23 protein-coding genes and 1 tRNA gene are annotated in these 21763 nt (G+C 64.5%); 13 read left to right on the top strand and 11 right to left on the bottom strand.

Annotated elements, in window-relative coordinates:
- Window positions 1-182: 182 nt before the first annotated feature.
- The 5 genes from GEV06_11370 to GEV06_11350 all read left to right on the top strand — a co-directional run bounded on the left by GEV06_11370 (window position 183) and on the right by GEV06_11350 (window position 5317).
- A complete protein-coding gene (locus GEV06_11370; protein MPZ18497.1) occupies window positions 183-551 on the top strand; it encodes a PadR family transcriptional regulator in 369 nt (122 codons plus the stop codon).
- Window positions 551-3133 (top strand): FtsX-like permease family protein, encoded by a 2583-nt coding sequence (locus GEV06_11365; GenBank protein ID MPZ18496.1) that lies wholly within the window; start codon window positions 551-553, stop codon window positions 3131-3133. Before GEV06_11370 ends, GEV06_11365 begins: the two co-directional genes overlap by 1 nt.
- Before the next feature lie 178 nt (window positions 3134-3311).
- Window positions 3312-3911: a hypothetical protein gene (locus GEV06_11360; protein ID MPZ18495.1), complete on the top strand. Its 600-nt coding sequence runs from the start codon at window positions 3312-3314 to the stop codon at window positions 3909-3911.
- A gap of 167 nt (window positions 3912-4078) precedes the next feature.
- Entirely contained in the window at window positions 4079-4753 is a 675-nt protein-coding gene (locus GEV06_11355) for a methyltransferase domain-containing protein (GenBank protein MPZ18494.1), read from the top strand.
- A gap of 102 nt (window positions 4754-4855) precedes the next feature.
- A complete protein-coding gene (locus GEV06_11350; GenBank protein ID MPZ18493.1) occupies window positions 4856-5317 on the top strand; it encodes a VOC family protein in 462 nt (153 codons plus the stop codon).
- Between the two features lie 66 nt (window positions 5318-5383).
- Here the strand turns inward: GEV06_11350 and GEV06_11345 are convergent, their stop codons facing one another.
- The 4 genes from GEV06_11345 to GEV06_11330 all read right to left on the bottom strand — a co-directional run bounded on the left by GEV06_11345 (window position 5384) and on the right by GEV06_11330 (window position 8027).
- A complete protein-coding gene (locus GEV06_11345; protein MPZ18492.1) occupies window positions 5384-5734 on the bottom strand; it encodes a hypothetical protein in 351 nt (116 codons plus the stop codon).
- Window positions 5735-5748: 14 nt separating this feature from the next.
- A complete protein-coding gene (locus GEV06_11340) occupies window positions 5749-6072 on the bottom strand; it encodes a DUF433 domain-containing protein (protein MPZ18491.1) in 324 nt (107 codons plus the stop codon).
- 291 nt (window positions 6073-6363) lie between these two features.
- Window positions 6364-7377 (bottom strand): GHKL domain-containing protein, encoded by a 1014-nt coding sequence (locus GEV06_11335; protein MPZ18490.1) that lies wholly within the window; start codon window positions 7375-7377, stop codon window positions 6364-6366.
- Entirely contained in the window at window positions 7374-8027 is a 654-nt protein-coding gene (locus GEV06_11330) for a response regulator (GenBank protein MPZ18489.1), read from the bottom strand. The genes GEV06_11335 and GEV06_11330 overlap by 4 nt, the downstream gene beginning before the upstream one ends.
- A gap of 145 nt (window positions 8028-8172) precedes the next feature.
- Between GEV06_11330 and GEV06_11325 the strand changes: the two genes are divergently transcribed.
- The 6 genes from GEV06_11325 (at window position 8173) to GEV06_11300 (ending at window position 13915) form a co-directional block, all read left to right on the top strand.
- Window positions 8173-8355 carry a hypothetical protein gene (locus GEV06_11325; protein MPZ18488.1) on the top strand — a complete coding sequence of 61 codons (183 nt, stop codon included), beginning with the start codon at window positions 8173-8175 and terminating at the stop codon, window positions 8353-8355.
- A gap of 110 nt (window positions 8356-8465) precedes the next feature.
- On the top strand, window positions 8466-9164 hold the full coding sequence (locus GEV06_11320) for an ATP-binding cassette domain-containing protein (protein ID MPZ18487.1): 699 nt from the start codon (window positions 8466-8468) through the stop codon (window positions 9162-9164).
- A gap of 62 nt (window positions 9165-9226) precedes the next feature.
- Entirely contained in the window at window positions 9227-11614 is a 2388-nt protein-coding gene (locus tag GEV06_11315; GenBank protein MPZ18486.1) for an FtsX-like permease family protein, read from the top strand.
- A gap of 82 nt (window positions 11615-11696) precedes the next feature.
- Window positions 11697-12785: an extracellular solute-binding protein gene (locus tag GEV06_11310; protein ID MPZ18485.1), complete on the top strand. Its 1089-nt coding sequence runs from the start codon at window positions 11697-11699 to the stop codon at window positions 12783-12785.
- Window positions 12786-12899: 114 nt separating this feature from the next.
- Window positions 12900-13688 (top strand): hypothetical protein, encoded by a 789-nt coding sequence (locus GEV06_11305; protein MPZ18484.1) that lies wholly within the window; start codon window positions 12900-12902, stop codon window positions 13686-13688.
- Window positions 13664-13915: a hypothetical protein gene (locus GEV06_11300; protein ID MPZ18483.1), complete on the top strand. Its 252-nt coding sequence runs from the start codon at window positions 13664-13666 to the stop codon at window positions 13913-13915. The genes GEV06_11305 and GEV06_11300 overlap by 25 nt, the downstream gene beginning before the upstream one ends.
- Window positions 13916-13980: 65 nt before the next feature.
- Here GEV06_11300 and GEV06_11295 read toward each other — a convergent pair whose 3' ends face one another.
- The 4 genes from GEV06_11295 to GEV06_11280 all read right to left on the bottom strand — a co-directional run bounded on the left by GEV06_11295 (window position 13981) and on the right by GEV06_11280 (window position 17067).
- Entirely contained in the window at window positions 13981-14319 is a 339-nt protein-coding gene (locus tag GEV06_11295; GenBank protein MPZ18482.1) for a DUF433 domain-containing protein, read from the bottom strand.
- A 280-nt stretch (window positions 14320-14599) separates the two neighbouring features.
- A tRNA-His gene (locus GEV06_11290) sits at window positions 14600-14674 on the bottom strand.
- 156 nt (window positions 14675-14830) lie between these two features.
- Complete coding sequence (locus tag GEV06_11285; protein ID MPZ18481.1) at window positions 14831-16582, bottom strand: glutamine--tRNA ligase/YqeY domain fusion protein; 1752 nt, start codon at window positions 16580-16582, stop codon at window positions 14831-14833.
- Between the two features lie 149 nt (window positions 16583-16731).
- On the bottom strand, window positions 16732-17067 hold the full coding sequence (locus tag GEV06_11280; GenBank protein MPZ18480.1) for a LysM peptidoglycan-binding domain-containing protein: 336 nt from the start codon (window positions 17065-17067) through the stop codon (window positions 16732-16734).
- Between the two features lie 673 nt (window positions 17068-17740).
- Between GEV06_11280 and GEV06_11275 the strand changes: the two genes are divergently transcribed.
- A complete protein-coding gene (locus GEV06_11275; GenBank protein ID MPZ18479.1) occupies window positions 17741-18613 on the top strand; it encodes a hypothetical protein in 873 nt (290 codons plus the stop codon).
- Window positions 18614-19006: 393 nt separating this feature from the next.
- Window positions 19007-19912 carry a TIM barrel protein gene (locus tag GEV06_11270; GenBank protein MPZ18478.1) on the top strand — a complete coding sequence of 302 codons (906 nt, stop codon included), beginning with the start codon at window positions 19007-19009 and terminating at the stop codon, window positions 19910-19912.
- A gap of 215 nt (window positions 19913-20127) precedes the next feature.
- Here the strand turns inward: GEV06_11270 and GEV06_11265 are convergent, their stop codons facing one another.
- The 3 genes from GEV06_11265 to GEV06_11255 form a co-directional block, all read right to left on the bottom strand.
- Entirely contained in the window at window positions 20128-20883 is a 756-nt protein-coding gene (locus tag GEV06_11265; GenBank protein ID MPZ18477.1) for an RES domain-containing protein, read from the bottom strand.
- Entirely contained in the window at window positions 20843-21226 is a 384-nt protein-coding gene (locus tag GEV06_11260) for a DUF2384 domain-containing protein (protein MPZ18476.1), read from the bottom strand. Before GEV06_11260 ends, GEV06_11265 begins: the two co-directional genes overlap by 41 nt.
- Before the next feature lie 79 nt (window positions 21227-21305).
- A complete protein-coding gene (locus tag GEV06_11255; protein ID MPZ18475.1) occupies window positions 21306-21734 on the bottom strand; it encodes a DoxX family membrane protein in 429 nt (142 codons plus the stop codon).
- Between the last annotated feature and the right edge of the window lie 29 nt (window positions 21735-21763).

Below are 21763 nucleotides of genomic sequence, written 5' to 3'. Positions count from 1 at the left end.
GACAGCTGCCGCACGGCAAGCGCGAACAGATCTCGAGGGTTTCGTCCCAAACGATGAACGCTGTTTCGACAAGCGAAAGGCACCTTACGGAACGTGAAAGCGAGAGCAGTTCGTCCAAGTACGTAGCGCGCCCGAATAAGTATAGCCATTGACGCTATATGTAGATCGGCTATATTGGAGACATGGCAGAGCACACCGAACAACCTGAGTCCTTGCTTCCGCTGCCACCGGCGACCTTCCAGATCCTCGTGACGCTGGCGGATCAGCCGAAGCATGGCTACGCGATCATGCAGGATGCCGCGGCCCACACAGGCGGTGAGCTGAAGCTTGGGGCGGGCACGCTCTATCGCTCGCTCCAGCGGATGCAGGAGCAGGGATTGATCGTCGAAGTCAGCCAGCGGCAGCGCCCGGCGCGGGAGCTGGACGATGAGCGGCGGCGCTATTACCGGATCACGCCGTTTGGCGAGGCCGTGGCTCGCGCCGAGGCGCGGCGCCTGGCGCGGCTGCTCAAGCTGGCGCGGGCGAGCGGCCTGGCCACCGGGAGGGCGTGATGCGCTTCTACCGAATTCTGTTGCGCCTCTATCCGGCATCGTTTCGCGCCGAGTACGGCGAGCAGCTGTGCGTGGTCCTCGAGGAGCGACTGCGCGTTGCAGGCGGTGTGTGGGCGCGGGTCTGGTGTTGGATCGACACATTGCTGGAGCTTCCGGCAGGCGCAGCCCAGGTGCATTGGGACATCCTGGGGCAGGACGTGCGCTATACGGCGCGCACACTGGCGCGCAGCCCAGGCTTCACGCTCACGGCAATCCTGGTCACAGCACTAGGGATCGGCGCGACGACTGCCACGTTCTCCATCACCGACCACGTCTTGCTCCGCCCGCTTCCGTTTGCCAATTCGGATCAACTGGTGCGGTTGTGGGAGAGCCCACCAGGCTACACGCAGATGGAGCTGTCTCCTCCGAACTACCGCGACTGGAAGCAGATGAGCAGCTCCTTCGAATCCATGGGGGCATACACGGGGAGAGCGGCCAATCTGATTGGTCATCGGGAGCCGCAGCGCGTGGAGCTTACGCTTGTCACGTCGGAAGTGTTCGGCATCCTGGGAGCCCGGCCGATTACGGGGCGACGTTTCACGCCAGAAGACGACCGAGACGGAGCTCCCGGAACCGTCGTCTTGAGCTACGACTTCTGGCAGAGCTATTTCGGAGGCGGTCGTGTGCTCGGCAAGAAGATTCTCTTGGATGGCTCGCCGCATACCGTCATTGGCGTGATGCCCCAGAGCTTTCACTTTCCCAACCGCGACGCTCTGCTCTGGAGGCCGATGCAACTCGGTCCGGCGGACATGGAAGATAGGAACAACAACGAGCTCTATGCAGTGGCCCGGCTGAAGGCGGACGTCTCGCTGAATCAGGCGCGGAGCGACATGAGCCGCATCGCCGCTCGACTCGAGCGTGCGTATCCGGTGGAGAACGCGCAGACTGGGGCCACCGTGAATCTGGTGCGAGATGAGATTTCGAGCCAATCGCGGCTTTTGCTCGTGGTTCTGCTAGGGGCTTCCCTGTGCCTGCTCCTGATTGCCTGCACGAACGTTGCGAACCTGTTCCTTGCGAGGGCACTGGCGCGGCGGCGAGAGTTGGCGGTCCGGACGGCGTTGGGCGCTGGAAGGGAACGGCTCACCCGGCAACTGCTCACGGAGAGCCTGTGCATTGCCGTCCTCGGCGGGTTGCTGGGCGCTCTCGTTGCGCTTCTTGGGCTGTCGTTGTTGACTCGCCTGGTGCCGAGCAATCTGCCCATCGCTCAGACGCCCTCCCTGGACCTCCGCGTGATGGGCTTTGCGGCGATGCTGACGGCCCTCACAGGTATTGGCTTCGGCATTATGCCTGCGTTCAAGGTGTGCCGGGACACCGGCGCCGAAGGCCTGCGTGAAGGCGCGCGCGCAGGAGGCGGCTTCAAAGAACGGCTGCGTTCGATGCTGGTGATTGCCGAGGTCAGCGCGTCCGTAGTTCTGCTCGTCTGTGCAGGGCTGTTGCTGCGGGCGCTGTGGCAGGTGCAGGCCGTGGATCCCGGGTTCCATCGCGAGAACGTGCTTACCATGCGCACGGCGCTGCCGCTTCCAAAGTATGCGACGGTAACTGCGCGTCATCAGTTCTACTCGAACGTGCTGACTGAGGTGCGGGCCTTGCCAGGAGTCAGCCATGCGGCCTACATCAGTTATCTCCCGATGGTGATGCGCGGGGGAATCTGGCCGGTCTCGCTCGACGGCATGCCCACCGATCGAGCGGGAACGACCACGGCGAGCTTGCGCTACGTCACTCCCGGATTCTTGTCTGCGTTAGGGATTCCCGTAAAGATGGGCCGCGATGTGAGCGAGTCGGACACCCAGCAGTCGCCCTACGTTGCCGTCGTCAGCGAGTCGTTCGCGCAGCGCTTCTGGCCCGGTCAGGATCCCATGGCGCGGCGCTTCGAGTTTGCGCTTGCTGAAAGGGCCGTCGTTGGAGTCGTCGGCAACATTCGCGTTCGCGGTCTCGAGCGGAACAGTGAGCCGCAAGTCTATCTACCGTATCAGCAGGTTCCCGACGGCGCGATTCTCGGTTATACCCCGAAGGATCTCCTCATTCGCACGGCTGGCAGCCCCGAGAGGCTGATGCCCGAGGTTCACCGGATCGTGCGCAGCGCGGACCCTGAACAGCCGATCTCCGACGTACGCCTGCTGGCCGAGATCGTGGATCAGGAGACGGCGTCCCGCCAGTCGCAATCGCGCGTAATCGTCGCGTTTGCAGCAGCGGCCGTCTTGCTGGCCGGCATCGGGATTCACGGCTTGCTGGCGTATACCGTGTCGCAGCGCACACAGGAGATCGGTGTGCGAATCGCGCTGGGCGCCCAGCGGCATGACATCATGGGGCTCGTCATGTGGCACGGGGCAATGCTTGCCTGCGCAGGTGTCTTGCTCGGCGCTGGGCTGGCGTATGTGGCGGGACGCTCGATGGAGGCTCTTCTGGCCGGAATCAGACCGGCGGACGCAATCACCTTCAGCGCAGCAGTGGGCTTGTCGCTGCTGATGACACTCGCGGGAAGCCTGTTGCCAGCGCTGCGTGCCGTTCGTCTGGATCCGACAACAGCCATTCGCGCGGAATAGTGACTGGCCGCGGGCTGGCACAAGCTTGGCGCCGGACTCGCCCCGGTTACCTCTGAGACATGTCTTAAACGTACATCATCATGTACGTCTACGCAACGGGTCCGACGAGGTGGCGCGCTCCTTTCGATGGAAACGGCCGCAGGTCGCCGATCTATTCATGAAAATGCTGTAATAAGTCATGGCTAGTGAGCTGTCGGAGCTGACCGTTGACGACGCCGTTGGTTGGCGCAGGTGGCTGCGAAAACACCACGCGACTTCGGCGGGGCGATGGCTGGTGATCGCCAAGAAGGGCGTGACCGATCCCACGAGCCTCACCTACGATCAGGCACTCGATGAAGCGCTGTGCCATGGGTGGATCGATGGCCAGGGGCGGCGCAGGGACGAGACCACCTACTACCAGCGCTTCACCCCGCGCCGGGCACGGAGTCCCTGGTCAAAGCGCAATGTTGGTCTTGTCCAACGCCTGGAGCGCGAAGGCCGGATGCACCCGGCCGGCCTGACCGAAGTTGAGCGCGCGAAGGCGGACGGACGCTGGGACGCCGCGTACGCTGGTCAGGCCGGCATCGAGGTGCCGGCTGATCTGGCTGCCGCAATGGTCGCAGAGCCCAGGGCTCAGGCGATGTTTGACATCCTCACGAAGCAGAACAGGTTCGCAATCTTGTACCGAATCGCAACCGCCAAGCGCCCCGACACTCGAGTCCGTCGCATCGAGCAGTTCGTCGCCATGCTCGCCGGCGGCAAGACGATCTACCCGCAGAAGCGCAAGCTCGCCGATTGACTCGCTCGAGCGAAGTCTGTGGTGGCGGAGGAGTGCGACGGCGGTTCTGCAGCGTCGGCCGGTCCGCCATGCCCTGAATCCCAGCGTATTGAGAGTACGTCTCTGGTGCGAGACGCGTGTAAGATCGTGCGGACGGCCGGCGGGAGCCGTCAGACTGGAGCACGACTGTGATTCGACCGGCGATTGCCTACGCCGCCCGGGCCGTTCACCTGGCAGCCCTCCTGATCATCGTCTTGGTGCTCGGCTCGACCGTCGCCGCGCAGCTCGCGTCGCGACCTGTGAGCGAGTGGGAGAAGGTGCTCGACGCCCCAGAGCGCCTGACGGGCCTGAGGGCCGACGCGGTGGTGGACGCGCTGAAGCTGGAGCCGGAGGATGTCGTGGCCGACCTCGGCGCAGGCACCGGGCCGTTCGTGGTGCCGTTGGGGAAGGCCGTGTCCGCGGGAACGGTCTACGCCGTCGAGATCGACGAGGAGTTCTTCCCGCGCATCCGGCAGCGGGCCGACGCCGCGGGGCTGGCGAACGTGCGCACCGTGGTTGGCGGGTTCACCGATCCGCGGCTGCCCGCGCGGGACGTGGACGTGGCGTTCATGCACGACGTGCTGCACCACATCGAGGACCGGGCGGCGTACGTCCGCGCGCTCGCGACCTACCTGAAGCCGGCCGCGCGGATCGCCATCATCGACTACGATCCCGCCCGGAGCCCACATCGCGACGAGCCGGCCATGCTAGTGTCCCTGAAGCAGGCGCAGGCGCTGCTGCGGGAGGTCGGCTTCACGTCCGTCGAGGAGGTCGCGCTGTTCGACGACAAGTGGTTCGCGATCTTCCGCCGCAGCGGCCACTAGGATACGCGCCCCCGTCCCTGATACCGCGCGACCTTTGCGCACCTGGCAGCCGTTTCATATTGAAAACCTCATCATCGGCGGCGAATAGGAGACGGAATGAGAATGAAGCCGATCACGCCACATCTCTGGTTCGACAAGGAAGCGAAGGAAGCGGCGGAGTTCTACTGCTCGATCTTCCCGAACTCCAAAGTCACCAATGTCACGACACTCCGTGATACGCCCTCCGGGGACTGCGATGTTGTGTCGTTCGAGCTGGCAGGCCAGCCCTTCATGGCGATCAGCGCCGGTCCGCTGTTCACGTTCAACGAGGCGATTTCCTTCAGGGTGTCTTGCGACACCCAGGAGGAGATCGATCGTTATTGGGAGAAGCTGTCGGCAGAGCCGGCGGCCGAGCAGTGCGGCTGGCTCAAAGACAAGTACGGGTTGTCGTGGCAGATCGTCCCGGCGACGTTGGACGAGATGATGCGTGCCGGCTCCAGCGAGCAGATCGCACGCGTGACACAGGCGTTCTTGCAGATGAAGAAATTCGACCTCGACGCGCTCCGGCGGGCCTACGATGGTTGACGGATGACGAGGCTTCGGGGGCGGAGTGACGGCTACGGTGGCACCCTCGGCGTCGCTGCCCGGGTGCTACAGCGGTAGATAGCGGACCTGTCCTTCCCACTCGCCTTCGAGGCTGCACTCTACGATCAAGAGCAGGTCCTCAATCGCGCGACCGACAGCGACACTAGGCTCCACTTCGAAGACCCCAGGCATCGGCTGCGCGGACCGGACGCGATCGTAGGCATGCTTGGTAATGGTCGCCACGTCGTGTGTCACCAGCACGCGCCCTTCGTTGGCGGCCCATTCGAGCACGGCGGCATCATCCGCGCCAGAGAGTCCGGCATCCTGGACCCGACGGATGTCGAGATCTGGCTTTTGGCGCATCAAGCCGCGGACGATATCGTTGTTGAAGTTTTCGTCTGCCGCCAGTCGCAGCACGAGGGACTCGCGGGCTATCGGCGCCGGGCCAGGAGACGGTCGCGTATGCCAGACGCGTCGAAGCGCCGCTCGTTCCCCTCGCGGACCTGCGCGGCCTGTTGCTGGCGTACGGTGATGTACGCTCGGATCTCAGCCTGATGTCGCAGATAGTAGGCAATCACCGAGTAGGCATCGGCCAAGGTGACGGACGGATACTGCTGAACGATTTCCTCCGGGGTCGCACCTGCGTGGAAGGCGGCGACGAGCGTGTCCAACGTCACGCGCGTACCGCCGACACGGATAACCCCATGTGGGTCGGTATGGATGGGAACCGGCTGGATCGTCTCAGTCGCGCTCACGTCAAATACTCCAATGCTGATTATACGCGCGGCATCTCGCGAGAGCGAAAGGGAAGGCGGCGAGCTGTCCTGTCAGCTGAGCTGTGGTCCCTTCCGAAGCGAATGGTGGCTCACCGTTCTGAGGGCCGCCATTGGTGCGCACCGTTGACACCTGTCCTTGATACGCCACCCGTCATCGGGACGGCCATTGCTGAACCTCTCCTCGGGCGCACGCTCTGAGGGGCTCGGGCATTTGACGTGACGTCACGCCGAGTATCGACAGATACTATGGCAGCACGGCTCCCATGTCGCTCATGTTCGCCGCGAGACGGCGTTCTGAGCCGGCAGCGTGAGTCGCGCGCGCGTGCCGCCCATCGGCGATTCGTGGAGCGAAACCGATCCGCCATACAGCTCGGCGAGATCGCGCACGATCGCCAGACCGAGGCCGGAGCCCTGCGCTGCTTCGTCGGCGCGAACGCCGCGCCGCATGACCGCCTCTCGCAACGACGGCGCGATTCCAGGGCCGTCGTCATCAACCGCAATCACGATCTCCTCGCCTTCCCTCGCGCAGGTAAGCCTGACCTCGGTGCGAGCCCACTTGTAGGCATTGTCGAGTAGGTTGCCGAGCATCTCGTCGAGATCTTCTCGCTGTCCCCGAAAGGCGTGCGACGCACGCGCCTGGATCTCCATGCGGAGGCCTCGGTCGGCATGCAGACGCTGAAGCGCGCGGACCAGCCCTTCGGCAGATTCGGTGATCGACGCGCGCGCCGCAGCCGACACGGAGGAAGCGGCGGATCGCGCGTGCGCCAGGTGATAGTCGATCTGCCGCCCCATGCGATCAATCTGTTGATCGATCGCTGTGGCAAGCTGCTCATGTCCTGCCGCTCGCGCCTGCTGCGCCTCCTGCCCCAGCACCGCCAGCGGCGTCTTCAGGCCATGCGCGAGGTTGCCGGCCTTGGCGATGGCGCGCGCGACACGCCGCTCGCGCTCGTCGAGTAGCGCGTTCAGGTCGTCGACCAGGGGTTGCACCTCTGCCGGATAGCTGCCGCCGACGCGCGCGTCCACGCCTCTGTGTACCGCCGCGAGGCGGGTGCGCAGCTGCGTGATCGGCGACATGCCGCGCCGGACCTGCAGCAATCCGACGAGCATGCAGAGCACGCCGACCAGTGCCGTCGCAGGCGTGTGCCGGAATGTCGAGTGAAACACAACCGGCGCGGACGGGTGCTGAATGACGGAGGTGAGAAGGCCGTGCGCGATCATGAACAGGCCGATGGTCCAGAGGATGCCGCCCAGCAGGAGGCGCGCTTTGAGCGAGAGATGACTCATGCGATTCGGTAGCCCAGGCCGCGCACGGTTTCAATGAACGACGCGCCCAGCTTGCGGCGCAGGCGCGCGATGAACACCTCGACCGTGTTCGAGTCGCGATCGAAGCCCTGCGCGTAAATGTGCTCCGTGAGCTCCGCCTGAGACACGGCGCGTCCCCGATGGTGCATCAGGTACGAGAGCACGCGGAACTCGTGACTCGTGAGCTTCACCGGCGCGCCGTCTCGCGTGACGCGTGACACCCGCGGATCCAGCATGACGCGGCCCGCGCGAAGCTCCGGCGTGACGTGGCCGCTGGCGCGGCGCATCAGCGCGCGCAGGCGCGCGAGCACTTCCTCGATGCGAAACGGCTTCGACACGTAGTCGTCCGCGCCACCGTCGATCCCCCGTACCTTCTCGTGCCAGCTGCCGCGAGCCGTGAGCACCAGCACGGGTGTCGCGAGGCCTCGGTCGCGCCACGTCCGCAACAGCGTCAGGCCGTCCATCTTTGGCAGCCCCAGATCGAGAACCACCGCGTCGTACGGCTCCGTGTGCGCCAGAAAGTCCGCGCGCTCGCCATCGGCGGCGTGGTCGACGGCATACCCGGCCTCCGCGATGGACGCGGTGAGCTGCTTCGCGAGCGACGCCTCGTCCTCAACGACAAGAATTCGCATCCGACCTCAGCCCTTTATAGCGCAGTCGGAGCTGAACGGCAGCTGAACGGCGCGTTCAGGTGCCATTCAACCGCGCCTGGCTACGCTGTTTTCCAGCGGCAGCGTCGACCAATGGGAGAACAACCGCGACACAACGGAGGCGCACATGACTAACCGGTCGCTCTACCCCGACACCGGCCACGACACCGGTGCGGGGTCCGATCGCGAATCGACCAGCGGTCTACCACGCTGGGTGTGGGTGTCGGGGATCATCGTGGCCGTCGTGGTCCTGGCGGTTGTCGCCATCATGCTCATCGGCGGCGGCCACGGACCCAGGCTTCACGGATGATCCCGTACGGGCCGCGCAAGTAGGGAAGCAGCGTGCCAAACACGAGGGGCACCAGCCGTCCGGCGTCATGCATCCAGCCAAACCCAAGCACCGCGGTAGGACGACTCACCATGGGATTTGCGATACAAGTCAGCGACGTCGTCAAGACATATCCGCTGGCCGCCGGCAATCTCGTCGCCGTTGATCACCTCAGCCTCGACATCTCGCAGGGCGAGTTCGTCGCGATCGTCGGGCGGTCGGGCAGTGGTAAGACGACGTTGATGAATCTGCTCGCCGGTATCGATCGGCCCACGTCGGGAGTGGTTCATGCAGCGGGCGCCGATCTTGGTTCATTGTCGGAGTCCGGACTGGCCGCCTGGAGGGGCCGCAACGTCGGGCTGGTGTTCCAGTTCTTCCAGCTGCTGCCGACACTGACCGCGGCGGAGAACGTGATGCTGCCGATGGACTTCGCCGTGAAGATCCCCGTTGGTGAACGCCGCGATCGTGCGCTGCAGCTACTGGAACGCGTTGGCATCGGTGACCAGGCCGACAAACTGCCCGCCACGCTATCGGGCGGCCAGCAGCAACGCGCGGCGATCGCGCGGGCGCTGGCCAATGATCCACCGCTGCTACTGGCCGACGAGCCGACTGGCAACCTCGACTCCCACACGGCCGACGCCGTCTTGAAGCTGTTCGCCGATCTGCACACCGAAGGACGGACCATCGTGGTGGTCACTCATGAACGCGATATCAGGTCGCTCGTCGGAAGAGAGGTCACCCTGATGGACGGCCGAATCGTCGCCGACGAGCGGACGGGGGTGTTGGTGTGAGCAGCTTACTGATAGTCAAGTTGCGCAGGGACCTCCGGGCGACCTGGGGCCGGATCGCACTGATGGTCGTCGCGATCGCGGTCAGTCTGACGATGTTCAGCGCGGTGCTCTATGCCTGGAGCGTCATCGACAGGGAGACGGAACAGGCGTACCTGAGCACCGAGCCGGCATCGGCAACGATCCGATTCGGCCCCGCCATCGACGCCGAGGAGATGGCGGCGATCGCAGCGGAGGCACGTACGCAGCCGGGCGTCATCGAGGCGACCGGGCGCACCGTGTTCACCAGTGAGATCGAGGTGAACGGCCATGTGCGGGAGATCCCGCTGCAGGTGTTCGCCGCAGCGCCCGACGATCCGATGCGGATGGCGAACGTCGGGGTGCGGCAGGGCAGCTGGCCCCCTGCCCCTGGGGACGTCTTCATCAGACGCGACTCTTTCAGCCTGCTGGACGTGGCGGTTGGCGACACCATCACCGTCGAGACACCTGACGGCGAACCTGCGCAGCTCCGGGTAGCGGATACCGTGTACGACCCCAGCCTCGCGCCCGCGCCCCAGCAGCAGACAGGGCAGGGCTATCTGTCTACGGCGTCGCTGGCCGCGCTCGGGGAGCCGGACGTCTTTGACCAGTTGAAGATCCAGGTCGCCGACCCGGGGCAGGCGACGCCGAGCCGAGACCGCGATGCCATCGTGGCCGTTGCCGGCGACGTCGCCACGTGGCTACAGCAAGAACACGGGCTGGCGATCCGGGAGATCCAAGTTCCCGAGCCCTATGCGCACCCCCACCAAGGGCAGGCCGAGGCCCTCCTGAGCACGCTGCTCATCGGCGCGGGGTCTGCCCTGTTGCTCAGCACGATCCTGGTCGCCAACATGCTCAATGGCCTGTTCACCCAGCAGATACCGCAGATCGGCATCATGAAGGCGATCGGTGCGCGATCCGGCCGTATTGGGCGCCTGTACCTGGCGATGACGCTGACGGTGGCTGGGGCGGCCACCCTGCTCGCGCTAGTCCCAGGCATCCTGATCGGCCGCGTCTTTGTCCCCAATGTCTTCGCGTTTCTGGGCATCGAGGCTGCCAGCCTCGCGGCTGCCTGGTGGACGTACCTGGTGGTCCTCGCCGCCGGCCTCGTCCTCCCAGTGTTGATGGCCGCGGTACCGCTGGTCAAAACCAGCCGCACCACCGTACGGGCGGCGATCGACCATCGTGGCCTTGGCTCGAACCCGCGCGTGTCGACCGGCTTCCTCGCCCGGCTTGGTCGTCTTCCCCGCGTCGACCGTGGTCTGCTCCTGGCGCTGCGCAACACCATCCGGCGTCCTGCCCGGTTCCTGCTGTCCGTTGGGCTGCTGGCCAGCGCGGGCATGGTATTCGTCGCCGGAATGTCCGCACGCGAAGGTACCGCGGCAGTCGCCGAGGAAGCCACCGACAAGCTCAAATGGGATGTCGTGGTGCAGCTCACCGGCTCGATCTCGGTGGACGCGCTCGCCCCGATGCTCGAGCAGGTGCCAGACGTCAGGCGGATCGAAGGCTGGACCGGCGCAGCGGCCGGCGTCTACGGGCCAGGACAGTTCCCGCTCTCGCGCACCTATCCCGACCAGGGGCACGGCCGCGTCTCGGTGACCGCGGTTCCCGCGGACGCCACCATGTTCACACCTCCGAAGCTGCTGGAGGGCCGCTGGCTGAGGCCTGGTGAAACCGGGGCGATCGTGCTCAGCCAGGTCATCCTCGTTACCACCGACTTCGACGTCCGAGCCGGTGACACCGTTGAACTGTCCATCGCTGGCGAGTCCACCAACTGGCGCGTCGTAGGCATCGCGGAAGAAAGGGGCCACGTCGGCGGCGCGTACGTGACGGCCGAAGGCCTCGCCAAAGCCATGGAGCAGCCGCTTTGGTCGAACACGCTGCGCATCGCCACGGATGGCCACGACGAGCAGACCCGCGAAGCCGTCTCCAAGGCTGTTGGCAAGCGCCTTACCGGCGCGGGGATCGACGTGCGATCCGCGGAATCGGTAGGCCGGTCGGAAGCCTCTACCGGAGGGCACCTGGAACCCATCCTGGTAATTCTCCTGGCGACCGCCCTTCCGATGGGGATCATCGGCTGCATCGGTCTGGCCTCGACGATGGGCACCAACGTCCTCGAGCGGATCCGCGAGTTCGGCGTCATGCACGCCATCGGGGCACGCCCTAAGACCGTGCGCCGCATCGTCGTCGCCGAAGGCGTCTTCATCGCCCTCGCGAGTTGCCTGCTGGCGGTCATCCCAGCTCTGGGGCTCACCCTGGCCATGAACGCCGTGCTCGGCAACCTCTTCGTGAACGCGCCGCTACCCTTTCGGTTCTCCATCCTTGCTGCCGCCGTCTGGACTGTGCTGATCATCCTCGGCGCGATACTTGCCACCGACGCAGCAGCAACCCGCGCCTCCCGCATCACCGTCCGCGAAGCCCTCGCCTACCTCTGACATGACAACGACACCGAGGCGATCAGGTCGGCGCGACTTAGCGAACCCTTGATAACGACGCGCGATAGAGAGGAACCGGAACATGGCCGACTGGTCCTGCCGAGCACCGATGAAGCAACTGTTCAGGATGCTGCCCCTGGCGGTCGCGACGGCGATGGTCGCCACTGCGTGCAGCCGCGATAGCGGTGCCGCCGACCCCGCCCCCGCTGTCCCCGATGACCAGGCAGCCACCGACCGCGAGCCGGACGACACCCTCACTGTCTACGCGCGCGACCGGGAGATCGCCGAGCCTTTGTTCGACCAGTTCGAGCGGCAGACCAGGATAAAGGTCCGGGCCCGCTGGGGGAACCCGATCGACCTGGCCGACCAGATCCTCGAGGACGGCGCCAACTCGCCCGCCGACGTGTTCTATGGACCGCTTAGCGACGCCCTCGGGTCGCTGAGTGCCGCCGGGCGGCTCGCCACGCTCTCCGACCAGCAGCTCGATCGGATACCCGCGGCGTACCGGTCCCCTGACGGCACCTGGGTGGGGACCTCCGGCCGGGCGCACGTCGTGTTCTACAACACCGACAAGCTAAGGAAAGACGACGTCCCCGACTCAATCCTGGGGTTCACCGATCCCGCCTGGCGTGGTCGCATCGGTTGGGATCCCACCAGCCGCTCCCTGCAGGATGTCATCACTGCGCTGCGCCAGATCGAGGGCGAGGAGGAGGCGCGGGCGTGGCTCGAGGGCATCCAGGCAAACGCGCCCGCGGTGTTCCAAGGCGCCACGCCGATCGTCGCTGCCGTGGCCGCAGGCGAGATCATCGACGTCGGCTTCGGGAGTCACTCTTATCTCGACGACCAGCAGGCCGAGGACGACGCCATGAACGTCGCGGCCAAGTTCTACGGCGGTGATCCCGGAGGTCTCCTCAACGTGGCCGGCGTCGGCATCATCGAGGGCACCGACAAAGAGGCTGCGGCCAGCGCCTTCGTCGACTTCATGCTGTCGCAGATCGTCGGGCAGTACTACGCCGAGGACACTACCGAGATCCCGGTGCTCGAGGGCGTCGAGCCGCGCAAGGGCAGTCCGACGGCCGACGATCTGACCGTGCCGGGCCTCGACGTGCGGCAGTTCGAGGAACTGGATGGCGCTCGCCGGCTGCTCAGCGAGGTCGGGATCATCATGTGACGCGGCCGCGACGCTCTTCCCGCTGAACGGCACCTGAACGGCGCGTTCAGGTCGCATTCAACCGCGCCGGATTACGCTGTCCGCCAACGCCAGCGTCATGACAGGAGCACATCCATGATCCAGACCAGAATCACTCGCGCGCTGTTGGCCTGCGTGGCGGCCGTCATCACCGCCTGGGCCGCAGCCGGCGTTTCCGTGGCCGCCCAGGCCGCTACCCCAGGCCGGCCGGATCTGACCGGGCAGTGGCAGTTGAACAAGGACCTCAGTGACGACGCCCAAGAGAAACTCCAAAGCAGGGGAGGCGCTGGCGAGCATGCCGGTCGCGGCGGTGGCGGTCATGGACCAGGCCGCCATGGCGGCGGGCGTGCAGAGGAAGAGATGGGCCCAGAGATGAAGGAGGCGCACGACCTGATCCTGAACGCGCCAATCCACTTCGTCCTGACGCAAGACGGGCAGAAAGTCGTGCTGACGGAGCCCGACGGACACGTGCGGGCGTTGCCCACGAATAATCGCCCGGTGAAGGTTGATGGGCGAGACGTCCGGACGCGGTGGGAGAGCAACCGACTCGTGTCAGAGACCACCGTCGGGAATGCCAAAGTCATCGAGACGTACGAGCGATCGCCGAGCCCGCCTCAACTGCTTGTGACGGTGAAGATCGAGATGCCGCGACGGGACGTGAGCCTTCGCCGCGTGTACGACGCGGTCACGGAGCAACCATCCATCCCGAGGGAAAACGCGCAGAAGGAGACAGAGGCTGAAAGGGGAAGCATGTCCTGGGCGCTCCCCGCCGGCGGGGCGGTTCTCGGAGGTGGTGTGGGATTCGCTTTGGGTGGCCCGATCGGAGCGTTGATCGGCGTCAAAGCCGGCGCCGTCAAAGGATGGTTGATAGGGAAGCACTTCTGACGCCCCTCGGGCAGTTCGTCGATCGCATCCCTGACGCTGACGTGCTGCGAGATCAGAATGACGCCAGGGCTCGTGCGCTGTTGGATGAACGCTGTAAAGTGCCGTGGCATGGTGCGGCGATCGTGAGTCACGAGGATCCGCCCTTCGTCCGCGGCACGACGAAGGACCTCTTCGTCGGTGAGACCCGCCAGGTGGGCTTCACGTGCGGTCTGAAAATCGATGGCTGACTCTCGACGAAGCAGTCCCGATACGATGTCTTCGTTGAGATCCGCATCGGCCTGGAAGCGGACCTTCATCGACGTGACGTCTTGCGGTCCTGCTTCATCTGCGAGAGCCGTTCGAACAGCGGCGGATTCGCGTCACGGGCGTTGGACCTGATCTCAGCGGCCTGTCTGGCGAATGCGTGCTCAGAAGCATCAAGATACCGATCGATGTCCTCCTCATGCGCAAGATAGTATGTGATGGCGCCGTACACGTGCTCGAGCGTCAGGAGAGGAAAAGAGTGCTTGATGGACTCGGGCGACGCGCCGCGCTTGAAGGCCCAGACCACCGAGTCCAACGATACGCGGGTCCCGGCCACCCAATACCCGCCATCTCGTTCTTCAATGTATGGCTTCTCCACGCCGCTCATCACTCCTTTTCAGCCCAAAGCGACATCTGCGCCCAGCAGAGTCCATTGTGCCAGTGCTCGAAGGACGCGATGGCTCCGCCAAAGAAACAAAGACCCAGGCTGTCAGATTCCGATGGCGCTCTGCGGCTGGATTGAGGGGATTCGAACCCCGCAAAGAAAGGATACACCTCGAGATCCGGTTCAGAGCGACAGAGTCGGTCAGAGGTCCTTCGAGAATTCGAACTCGCTAAGCACTAGAGAGAGCTGGGCTTACAAGTCTTCTGAGAAGCGACGAGGTGAATGGGGTGAGTGAGGGGATTCGAACCCCCAACATCCGGAGCCACAGTCCGGCGCTCTGCCCTTGAGCTACACTCACCACGCTGGCGGCGGGGCGTCCGGCCGGGCGACGCGAGCCGCATGGCACGCGATATCGCTCACGCCCGAACGCGAAAGTTTACCATTCCAGTGGACTAGGCGGCAACCACCAACGGCCCGCACGGGAGGCTGAACCAACCTCTTTACCTCGAACCTCTCACCTCGAATCTCTTACCTGTCTTTGCTCAATCTTGGCCCACGTGTCCCGGAGCGTCACCGTCCGATTGAAGACGAGGCGGCCACGCACGGAGTCTGCATCCACAACGAAATATCCGAGACGCTCGAACTGGTAGCGGCTGCCGGCGGGGGCGTCGGCCAGCGACGGCTCGACCCAGCTGTCGGTGAGCGCCTCGAGCGACGTCGGGCTGACGTCCTCGACGAGCGGTCGGTCGCGTCCCGGCTGCTCGACGCTGAAGAGCCGATCGTAGCGCCGCACCTCGGCAGGCAGAGCGTGGCCAGCCGAGACCCAGTGGATGGTGCCCTTCACCCGTCGCTTCGCCTGCGGTCCGGATCCGCTCTTGGTCTCGGGGTCGTAGGTGCAGTGCAACGCCGTAATCTCACCATGCTCGTCCTTGACCACGTCGACGCATTTGATGATGTAGGCGTAGCGCAGGCGCACCTCGGCGCCGGGCGAGAGGCGATGATACTTGGGGGGCGGCACCTCGCGGAAGTCGTCACGATCGATGTAGAGCTCACGCGAGAAGGGCACCTTGCGTGTTCCAGCCGAGTCGTCTTCTGGATTGTTGATGGCGTCGAGCTCTTCGACCTCGCCCTCGGGATAGTTGAGGAGCACGACCTTGATGGGACGCAGCACGCCCATCACGCGCAGGGCGCGCGCATTCAAGTGTTCGCGGAGGCAGTGCTCCAGCAACGCGAGATCCACGACGCCCTCGCTCTTGTCGACACCAATGCGCCCGCAGAAATCGCGTATCGCCTCCGGCGTGTAGCCGCGACGCCGCAAACCGGCCAGCGTTGGCAGGCGCGGATCGTCCCACCCGGTGACGTGCCCTTCGGTCACGAGCTGGGCGAGCTTGCGCTTGCTCGTAATCGTGTACGAGAGATTGAGACGGGCGAACTCGATCTGCTGCGGCGGGTCCACGAAGTCCAGCTGCGCAATGACCCAATCGTACAGCGGCCGATGATCCTCGAACTCGAGGGTGCACAGCGAGTGCGTGATCTGCTCGAAGGCGTCAGACAGCGGGTGCGCGTAATCGTACGTCGGATAAATGCACCACGCATCCCCCGTTCGATGGTGCGTCGCGTGCCGGATCCGATACAGCGTCGGATCCCGCATGTTGATGTTCGGCGAGGCCATGTCGATCTTGGCACGCAGCACGTGCATACCATCAGGGAACTCACCCTGACGCATGCGGTCGAGCAGATCGAGGTTCTCTTCGACACTGCGGTTGCGATACGGACTCTCTCGCCCCGGGTCGGTGAGCGTGCCGCGATAGTCTCGAATCTCCTCCGCCGTCAGGCTGTCGACGTACGCCTTGCCCTGGCGCACGAGCGCCACCGCGCACTGATAGAGCCGCTCGAAGTAGTCGGACGCGTAGAATTCGCGATCGCCCCAGTCGAACCGCAGCCAGTGAATGTCTTCCCGGATGGCGTCGACGTACTCGACGTTCTCTTTGGCAGGGTTGGTGTCGTCGAACCGGAGGTTGCAGAGGCCGGCAAACTCCTCGGCGACACCGAAGTCCAGGCAGATGGCCTTGGCGTGCCCAATATGCAGATACCCGTTGGGCTCCGGCGGAAATCGGGTATGAACGCGCCCCTGGCGCCGCCCGCGTCGCACGTCGTCGGTAACGATCTGACGAACGAAATCCACCGGGGCGCCGGACGCTGCCCTTGGCTCCGGTGGGCCAGTGCGCTTCGTTTCCACGGGGGCTTCCGACTCGGGGGCGCTCATCACCCCAGTGTACTGGAAGCATCGGCCGGCCGGGAAGAGCCCAGCGCGTGGCGCGCGCCACGCTAATACTGGCGAACCAGCGAGGGGGCTCTGCCGTCGATTTATCCGCGCGAGCGGCGGGGACATCGACAGCAGAGACCCTTGGCTGGTTACGCGTGCGGCATCCGAAAGACCTGTCCTGGATGGATGAAGTCGGGATCCTTGATCTTGTCCTTGTTGGCCTCGTAAATCTTGGCCCACTTCCTCCCGTCACCCAATTGGCGCGTGGCGATTTTCCAGAGAGTGTCTCCCGCGACGACGGTGTAGGTCAGCGCCCTTCCGAGAGGACGAGCGTTGGATGTCACCGGCGAGGCGCCCAACTGTAGGTGAGAGACGTCAATGTGTGTCTTGGGGCTTTCTCCGCGACGTCCCATCGAGCTGGCGCTGCTACGCTTGAAGATGAGTGCCTCCTCGTACTCGTTATCAGCTGAGCGAAAAATGCTCATGCCCTCCCCTCCTTTGATACTCCTTCTTGGTGCCAGCTGTCGGGCGATGCTAGCGCTAGAGTGGACCGGTCGTCAAACTCAGCCATGCAGCGGGGAGGCGGGAGACAGATCTGTGCCCACGCTCTCTTGTCTGGAACAGTTTTGTTGCCATTACCTCGGCACTATGCGCTCCAGGTCGTCTCATTCCTGTGCTGCGACGTATTTGTGGGATTGTGGGACGAAAATTGATTCTCGATGTGCGCGAGACCGACTGCGCTGACCTTGGGCGCATGACCGAGCTTGGCTCTCATCGTTGGAGCGGCGGCAGGACAACCGCGTAAATTCTTGGTTTTGCCTCGTTGGCGGCCGGAATGCGCCTCTCGCGGGCGTAACATGGCGACAGTTTTGTTGTAGCGCGAAGGTCAATCTACCTTTGTGTCAATCGCCACACCCTCCAGCCGTGTGACCGGACAACAAGATTCCCCGGTTTTTCGGGTGTTACCGCCAATTCACTGCAATAACGTGGCAGAAGGGCATTCGGGCCCACGTCTTGCTCCTATGAGCCTCGTCCTAAGGCTCGAGTCAGGCGTAGAAGTCATTCTCGGGTCGCTTCCTGTCTTCGTCTATGAAGCCCTTACGGCGGAGGCTCGTTCAACTTTTCGCTGGTGACACGTCTATGAAGACTGCTTTACCCATGGTGCGACGTTTGTTCCACGTAGGTCTTGTTGCGGCTGTCGGAGTGCTGTGGCTCGGAGGATCCGCAGGCGCTCAGACCGAGACGGCGGAGCCCGCGGAGCCCGCGGGCAACGAGGGCAAGATTTCTCTGGGAGCTGGGATCGATATCGGTTCTGCGTACTTCTTCCGCGGCATTGTCCAGGAGACCGACGGGTTCATTGGGCAGCCATTTCTCGAGGGCGGCCTCACGCTGTACGAAGGCGACGGCGGCCTGACCAGCGCCTCGGTCACAGGGGGAGTCTGGAACAGCATGCACTCCGGGCCGACCGGTCTCGACGGGGACAATGGCGATCCGGAGCTGTGGTACGAAGCAGACTTCTACGCGTCACTTGCCCTGGGGCTCCAGGGCGATATGGAAACGTCGCTGACCTATACGGCGTACATGAGCCCAAACAGCGTCTTCGGCACCGTCAAGGAGGTTGCCGTTGGGTTCGCTCACGGGGGGCTCATGCTGAGCCCTTCCGCGACGATTGCGTTTGAAACCGACGGGCAAGCGGACGGCGGATCGAACGAGGGCGTCTACCTGGAGCTCGGTGCCGAGGCGCCCATTCCGCTCGGCGTCGATTCACCGGTCAGCCTGTCGGTGCCGGTGACCTTGGGTCTCAGCTTGAGCGATTACTACGAGCATCCGGTGACGGGAGAGGACAGCGGGTTTGGCTTCTTCGACTTCGGGGTGATCGCTTCGCTGCCGCTCAACGTGCCGGCCGCCTACGGATCGTGGAGCGTCACCGGCGGCGTCAAGTTCCTGGTCCTCGGCGACACGCTCGAGGCGTTCAATGGCGACGACGACTTTCAGCCGATTGTCATCGCCGGTGTTTCGCTGAGCTATTGAGGCAGCGCACTGGCGTTGAACTTCCTCACTACCTGCCATACCTTGTCGCCCGTCACCGGGTTGACCGCGAACAGCTTTGCCTCCTGAGATAACGGCCGCCTCGGCGAGGCGGCCCTACCGCGATGGTAGGGCCGCCTTGCCGAACGCGCCGGGATCGTCGCCGTTCGACAGGCTCACCGCGCCCTGACCCTTCGACGAGCTCAGGGTCACCCCGAGCGGAGTCGAGGGGTAAGCTTGTCGAAGGGCGAGGCGCCCGCAAGAATGGCGAGTGCGAGAGGAAAGGTGATGGGTGATTTTCAGACGCGATGCTGCGGGACGCCCGACAGCGCTCAGCGTCGTGCAAGACCGCGTCTGGGATCTGCCCTTCACGCGCCAGTAGGCGTAGAATGACCAATGTCCCTGACACAAGCCAAAGGAGTCGTCATGTCGTTGTCTCCGTCCTCTCGCCGGCAATTCCTCGCGACCACCGGCATCGCGCTCACCGGTCCCGCGCTCGTCGGCCGGATCGCGTTCGGCTCATCTGCGCCGCCTCGGCCCGCGGAGTCGAAAGGGCTCAAGATCGGCGTGGCCTCCTACTCGCTTCGAGAGTTCCCGCTGGATGCCGCGCTGGAGATGTGCCAGGACATGGACGTTAAGTACATCACGCTCAAGGATATGCATCTGCCGCGCACCGACCCACCCGAGGTGATTCGCGCCAACGGCAAGAAGATCGAAGCGGCCGGTCTGACCATCATGGGGGGCGGCGTGATCACCTGGAAGGCCAACGACGAGGCGGAGATCCGCAAGGATTTCGACTATGCCAAGGCTGGCGGCTTTCCGACGATCGTCTGCTCACCCGCGCCGGAGACGCTCGACATCGTCGAGAAGCTGGTGAAGGAGTACGACATCAAGATTGCGATTCACAATCACGGCCCGGAAGACGAGTGGTATCCGGCGCCTGCAGACGCGCTGGCCGCGCTGAAGGGCCGCGATGCGCGCATGGGCATCTGCATGGACATCGGCCATTCCGTGCGCGCTGGGGCGGACATCGTGGAGTCTGTCACCCTGGCCGGCCCTCGCCTGCTCGATCTGCACATCAAGGATCTCGCGGACAAGAGCGACAAAGACAGCCAGGTGGAGGTCGGTAAAGGAGCACTCGATATTCCCGGCCTGTTCCGCGCGCTGCTCAAGGCCAACTTCGAGGGACACCTGGCGCTGGAGTACGAGATCAACGCCGACGATCCGCTCGCTGGCATGAAGGAATCACTCGCGTACGAGCGGGGTGTGCACGCAGCGCTGTTGGGCGAAGCGACGAGCTGAAGGAGGGATCAAGGGATCAAGGGATCAAGGGATCAAGGGATCAAGGGAAGGGGGGCACTCCAGCGTCCGGGGCGCCAGCGGCCCGACGCTTCCCGATCGAATGGTTGCTAGGGCAACCCAGGAGGCGTCTGTAGAACCCTCCCTAGATCCCTAGATCCCTAGATCCCTAGATCCCTAGATCCCTAGATCCCTAGACCCCTAGACCCCTTCGTAGTTCACGGCGCAGGCGCCGGCAGCAGGCCGTCCACCAGGAACGTCTCACGCACGAAGCTGAACGCGGACTGTTCGAAGTAATCGCGCTTCACGATCTCGACCCATTCGCGTGTCGCGGTGCAGCGCCATGTTTCCATGCTGCGCGGCTTTGTCGCGCTGAACGCGGCGGGTGAGAAGATGCCCACATTGACACCGCCCTCTGCGTCGCGCGCTGACGGGTAGCGGAATAGCTCGACGTGGGCCGTGCGCATCGCCTGGCCCAGCGCTTGCGTCTCGCCGTAGGCGCTGGGCGAAGCGATAGGGGTGCGGTGCGCATCGAAGGGGGGCGCCACAAGATCGATCCCTCGCTCCGAGCTCACACGCACGGTGAAGGCCGTGAGCTCAGTCGTAACGACACCGAGATCCGCCTGCGTGCCGTCGAGAAAAACGAGTCGGTAGTACGCCACTTCAGCGAATGCTGCCCGCCGCCCTTCCGATCCGTACCAGATTCCCCGTTCGTATCGGCTGGCGAAGCGAGAGCCGTGAGCAAGCGGCGGATAACGGAACGGCGTGGACAGCAGATAGTGGAGGTGGCCGTCGGTCAGGTTCGGCGGCTTGGCAGCTTCGATCAGCTCTTCGAGGAGCGCCTGCTCATCGAGTGTGTCGACGAGCTTGCGCGTCGAGACCTGGTGCTGCGCTTCGACGACGCGCCACGCAACGAGTCGGAGCAGGCGGAACCTAGAGGCGCCCTCGCATCGCGTCCAGATACTGGAGGACATGCATCAGCCCCTCGATGTGGCGGATGCGCGTTGCAGGCACCCCGCCGACGTGAGAGTTCGCCGCGTGCAGCCACGCGCGTGCTTGAGCGTCGTCGCCGCCCATGATCGCATCGAGGCTACGGTACATCCGCAGGAACAACAGCGCGACCTCTCCCTCCTTGCTGGTGGGATCGATGCCCCGACCGCGTTGCAGCCTGGAAACGGAGGCTTCGCTGGTGCCGAGGATCATCGCGAGAGGGCGGTTGCGCAGGCCAAGCCGTGCCGCGGCGGAGAGCACGGCCTTCGCGAGCACGGCGGCCGGCTCGGGTTTAGACCTGGCTGTCGATTGCGGCGTGAGCGCCATCACGTGAAAGTTTACAGAGAATGTCGTTCATCTGCAAGAGGCATGGGCGCTGTCGATTCAGCGGGGCGCCAGGCGCGCCTCAGCGGTTGCGACGATGGCGAACGCGTGGATCGAGGGCAAACCGGCCGGCGCCGGCTGCGATGAGCAGGAGAGCGACCATTCCGAAGAGGAACGCCTTCTCCTTCACCGAGAACGGGTCATCGGCATGTGCGAAGAGGACCGCCACGCTCATCGTGCTGAAGACGAACAGGGCGGCCGGGCGGGTCAGCAGCCCAACCGCGATCAGGCAACCGCCGACGAGCTCGGAGAGGCCGGCTCCCCAGGAAAAGACCATCGGGAGGGGAAATCCGTAACCGTCAACCCTCTCGATGAAGCCTGCCGACGGTGGAATCTTGTTGATGCCATGGGCGAATGCCAGGGCCAGGCCAGTAAAGGCGCGCAAGACGAGTAGTCCCAAATCCCCTACCACGCTTGCTGTCCCGGCTCCCCCGAATAGCAGTCCGTTCATCGATTCGTCTCCGTGTAGTGGCCGTGCCG

It is taken from the genome of Luteitalea sp. (genome assembly GCA_009377605.1).
Classification (GTDB): Bacteria; Acidobacteriota; Vicinamibacteria; order Vicinamibacterales; family Vicinamibacteraceae; genus WHTT01.
Note: the sequence above shows the minus strand (reverse complement) of the source record. Positions and strands in the feature narration are given on the sequence as shown.

Bases quoted from the DNA above. Each gene is read 5' to 3' on its own strand.
- GEV06_11320 (MPZ18487.1), top strand. From the start codon at position 8,466: ATGGGATTTGCGATACAAGTCAGCGACGTCGTCAAGACATATCCGCTG.
- GEV06_11315 (MPZ18486.1), top strand. From the start codon at position 9,227: ATGGTCGTCGCGATCGCGGTCAGTCTGACGATGTTCAGCGCGGTGCTC.
- GEV06_11295 (MPZ18482.1), bottom strand. From the start codon at position 14,319: ATGAGCGGCGTGGAGAAGCCATACATTGAAGAACGAGATGGCGGGTAT.
- GEV06_11260 (MPZ18476.1), bottom strand. From the start codon at position 21,226: ATGGCGCTCACGCCGCAATCGACAGCCAGGTCTAAACCCGAGCCGGCC.
- GEV06_11325 (MPZ18488.1), top strand. From the start codon at position 8,173: ATGACTAACCGGTCGCTCTACCCCGACACCGGCCACGACACCGGTGCG.
- GEV06_11270 (MPZ18478.1), top strand. From the start codon at position 19,007: ATGTCCCTGACACAAGCCAAAGGAGTCGTCATGTCGTTGTCTCCGTCC.
- GEV06_11305 (MPZ18484.1), top strand. From the start codon at position 12,900: ATGATCCAGACCAGAATCACTCGCGCGCTGTTGGCCTGCGTGGCGGCC.
- GEV06_11300 (MPZ18483.1), top strand. From the start codon at position 13,664: ATGGTTGATAGGGAAGCACTTCTGACGCCCCTCGGGCAGTTCGTCGAT.
- GEV06_11255 (MPZ18475.1), bottom strand. From the start codon at position 21,734: ATGAACGGACTGCTATTCGGGGGAGCCGGGACAGCAAGCGTGGTAGGG.
- GEV06_11360 (MPZ18495.1), top strand. From the start codon at position 3,312: ATGGCTAGTGAGCTGTCGGAGCTGACCGTTGACGACGCCGTTGGTTGG.
- GEV06_11310 (MPZ18485.1), top strand. From the start codon at position 11,697: ATGGCCGACTGGTCCTGCCGAGCACCGATGAAGCAACTGTTCAGGATG.
- GEV06_11330 (MPZ18489.1), bottom strand. From the start codon at position 8,027: ATGCGAATTCTTGTCGTTGAGGACGAGGCGTCGCTCGCGAAGCAGCTC.
- GEV06_11265 (MPZ18477.1), bottom strand. From the start codon at position 20,883: ATGTCCTCCAGTATCTGGACGCGATGCGAGGGCGCCTCTAGGTTCCGC.
- GEV06_11365 (MPZ18496.1), top strand. From the start codon at position 551: ATGCGCTTCTACCGAATTCTGTTGCGCCTCTATCCGGCATCGTTTCGC.
- GEV06_11275 (MPZ18479.1), top strand. From the start codon at position 17,741: ATGGTGCGACGTTTGTTCCACGTAGGTCTTGTTGCGGCTGTCGGAGTG.
- GEV06_11370 (MPZ18497.1), top strand. From the start codon at position 183: ATGGCAGAGCACACCGAACAACCTGAGTCCTTGCTTCCGCTGCCACCG.
- GEV06_11335 (MPZ18490.1), bottom strand. From the start codon at position 7,377: ATGAGTCATCTCTCGCTCAAAGCGCGCCTCCTGCTGGGCGGCATCCTC.
- GEV06_11280 (MPZ18480.1), bottom strand. From the start codon at position 17,067: ATGAGCATTTTTCGCTCAGCTGATAACGAGTACGAGGAGGCACTCATC.
- GEV06_11285 (MPZ18481.1), bottom strand. From the start codon at position 16,582: ATGAGCGCCCCCGAGTCGGAAGCCCCCGTGGAAACGAAGCGCACTGGC.
- GEV06_11350 (MPZ18493.1), top strand. From the start codon at position 4,856: ATGAAGCCGATCACGCCACATCTCTGGTTCGACAAGGAAGCGAAGGAA.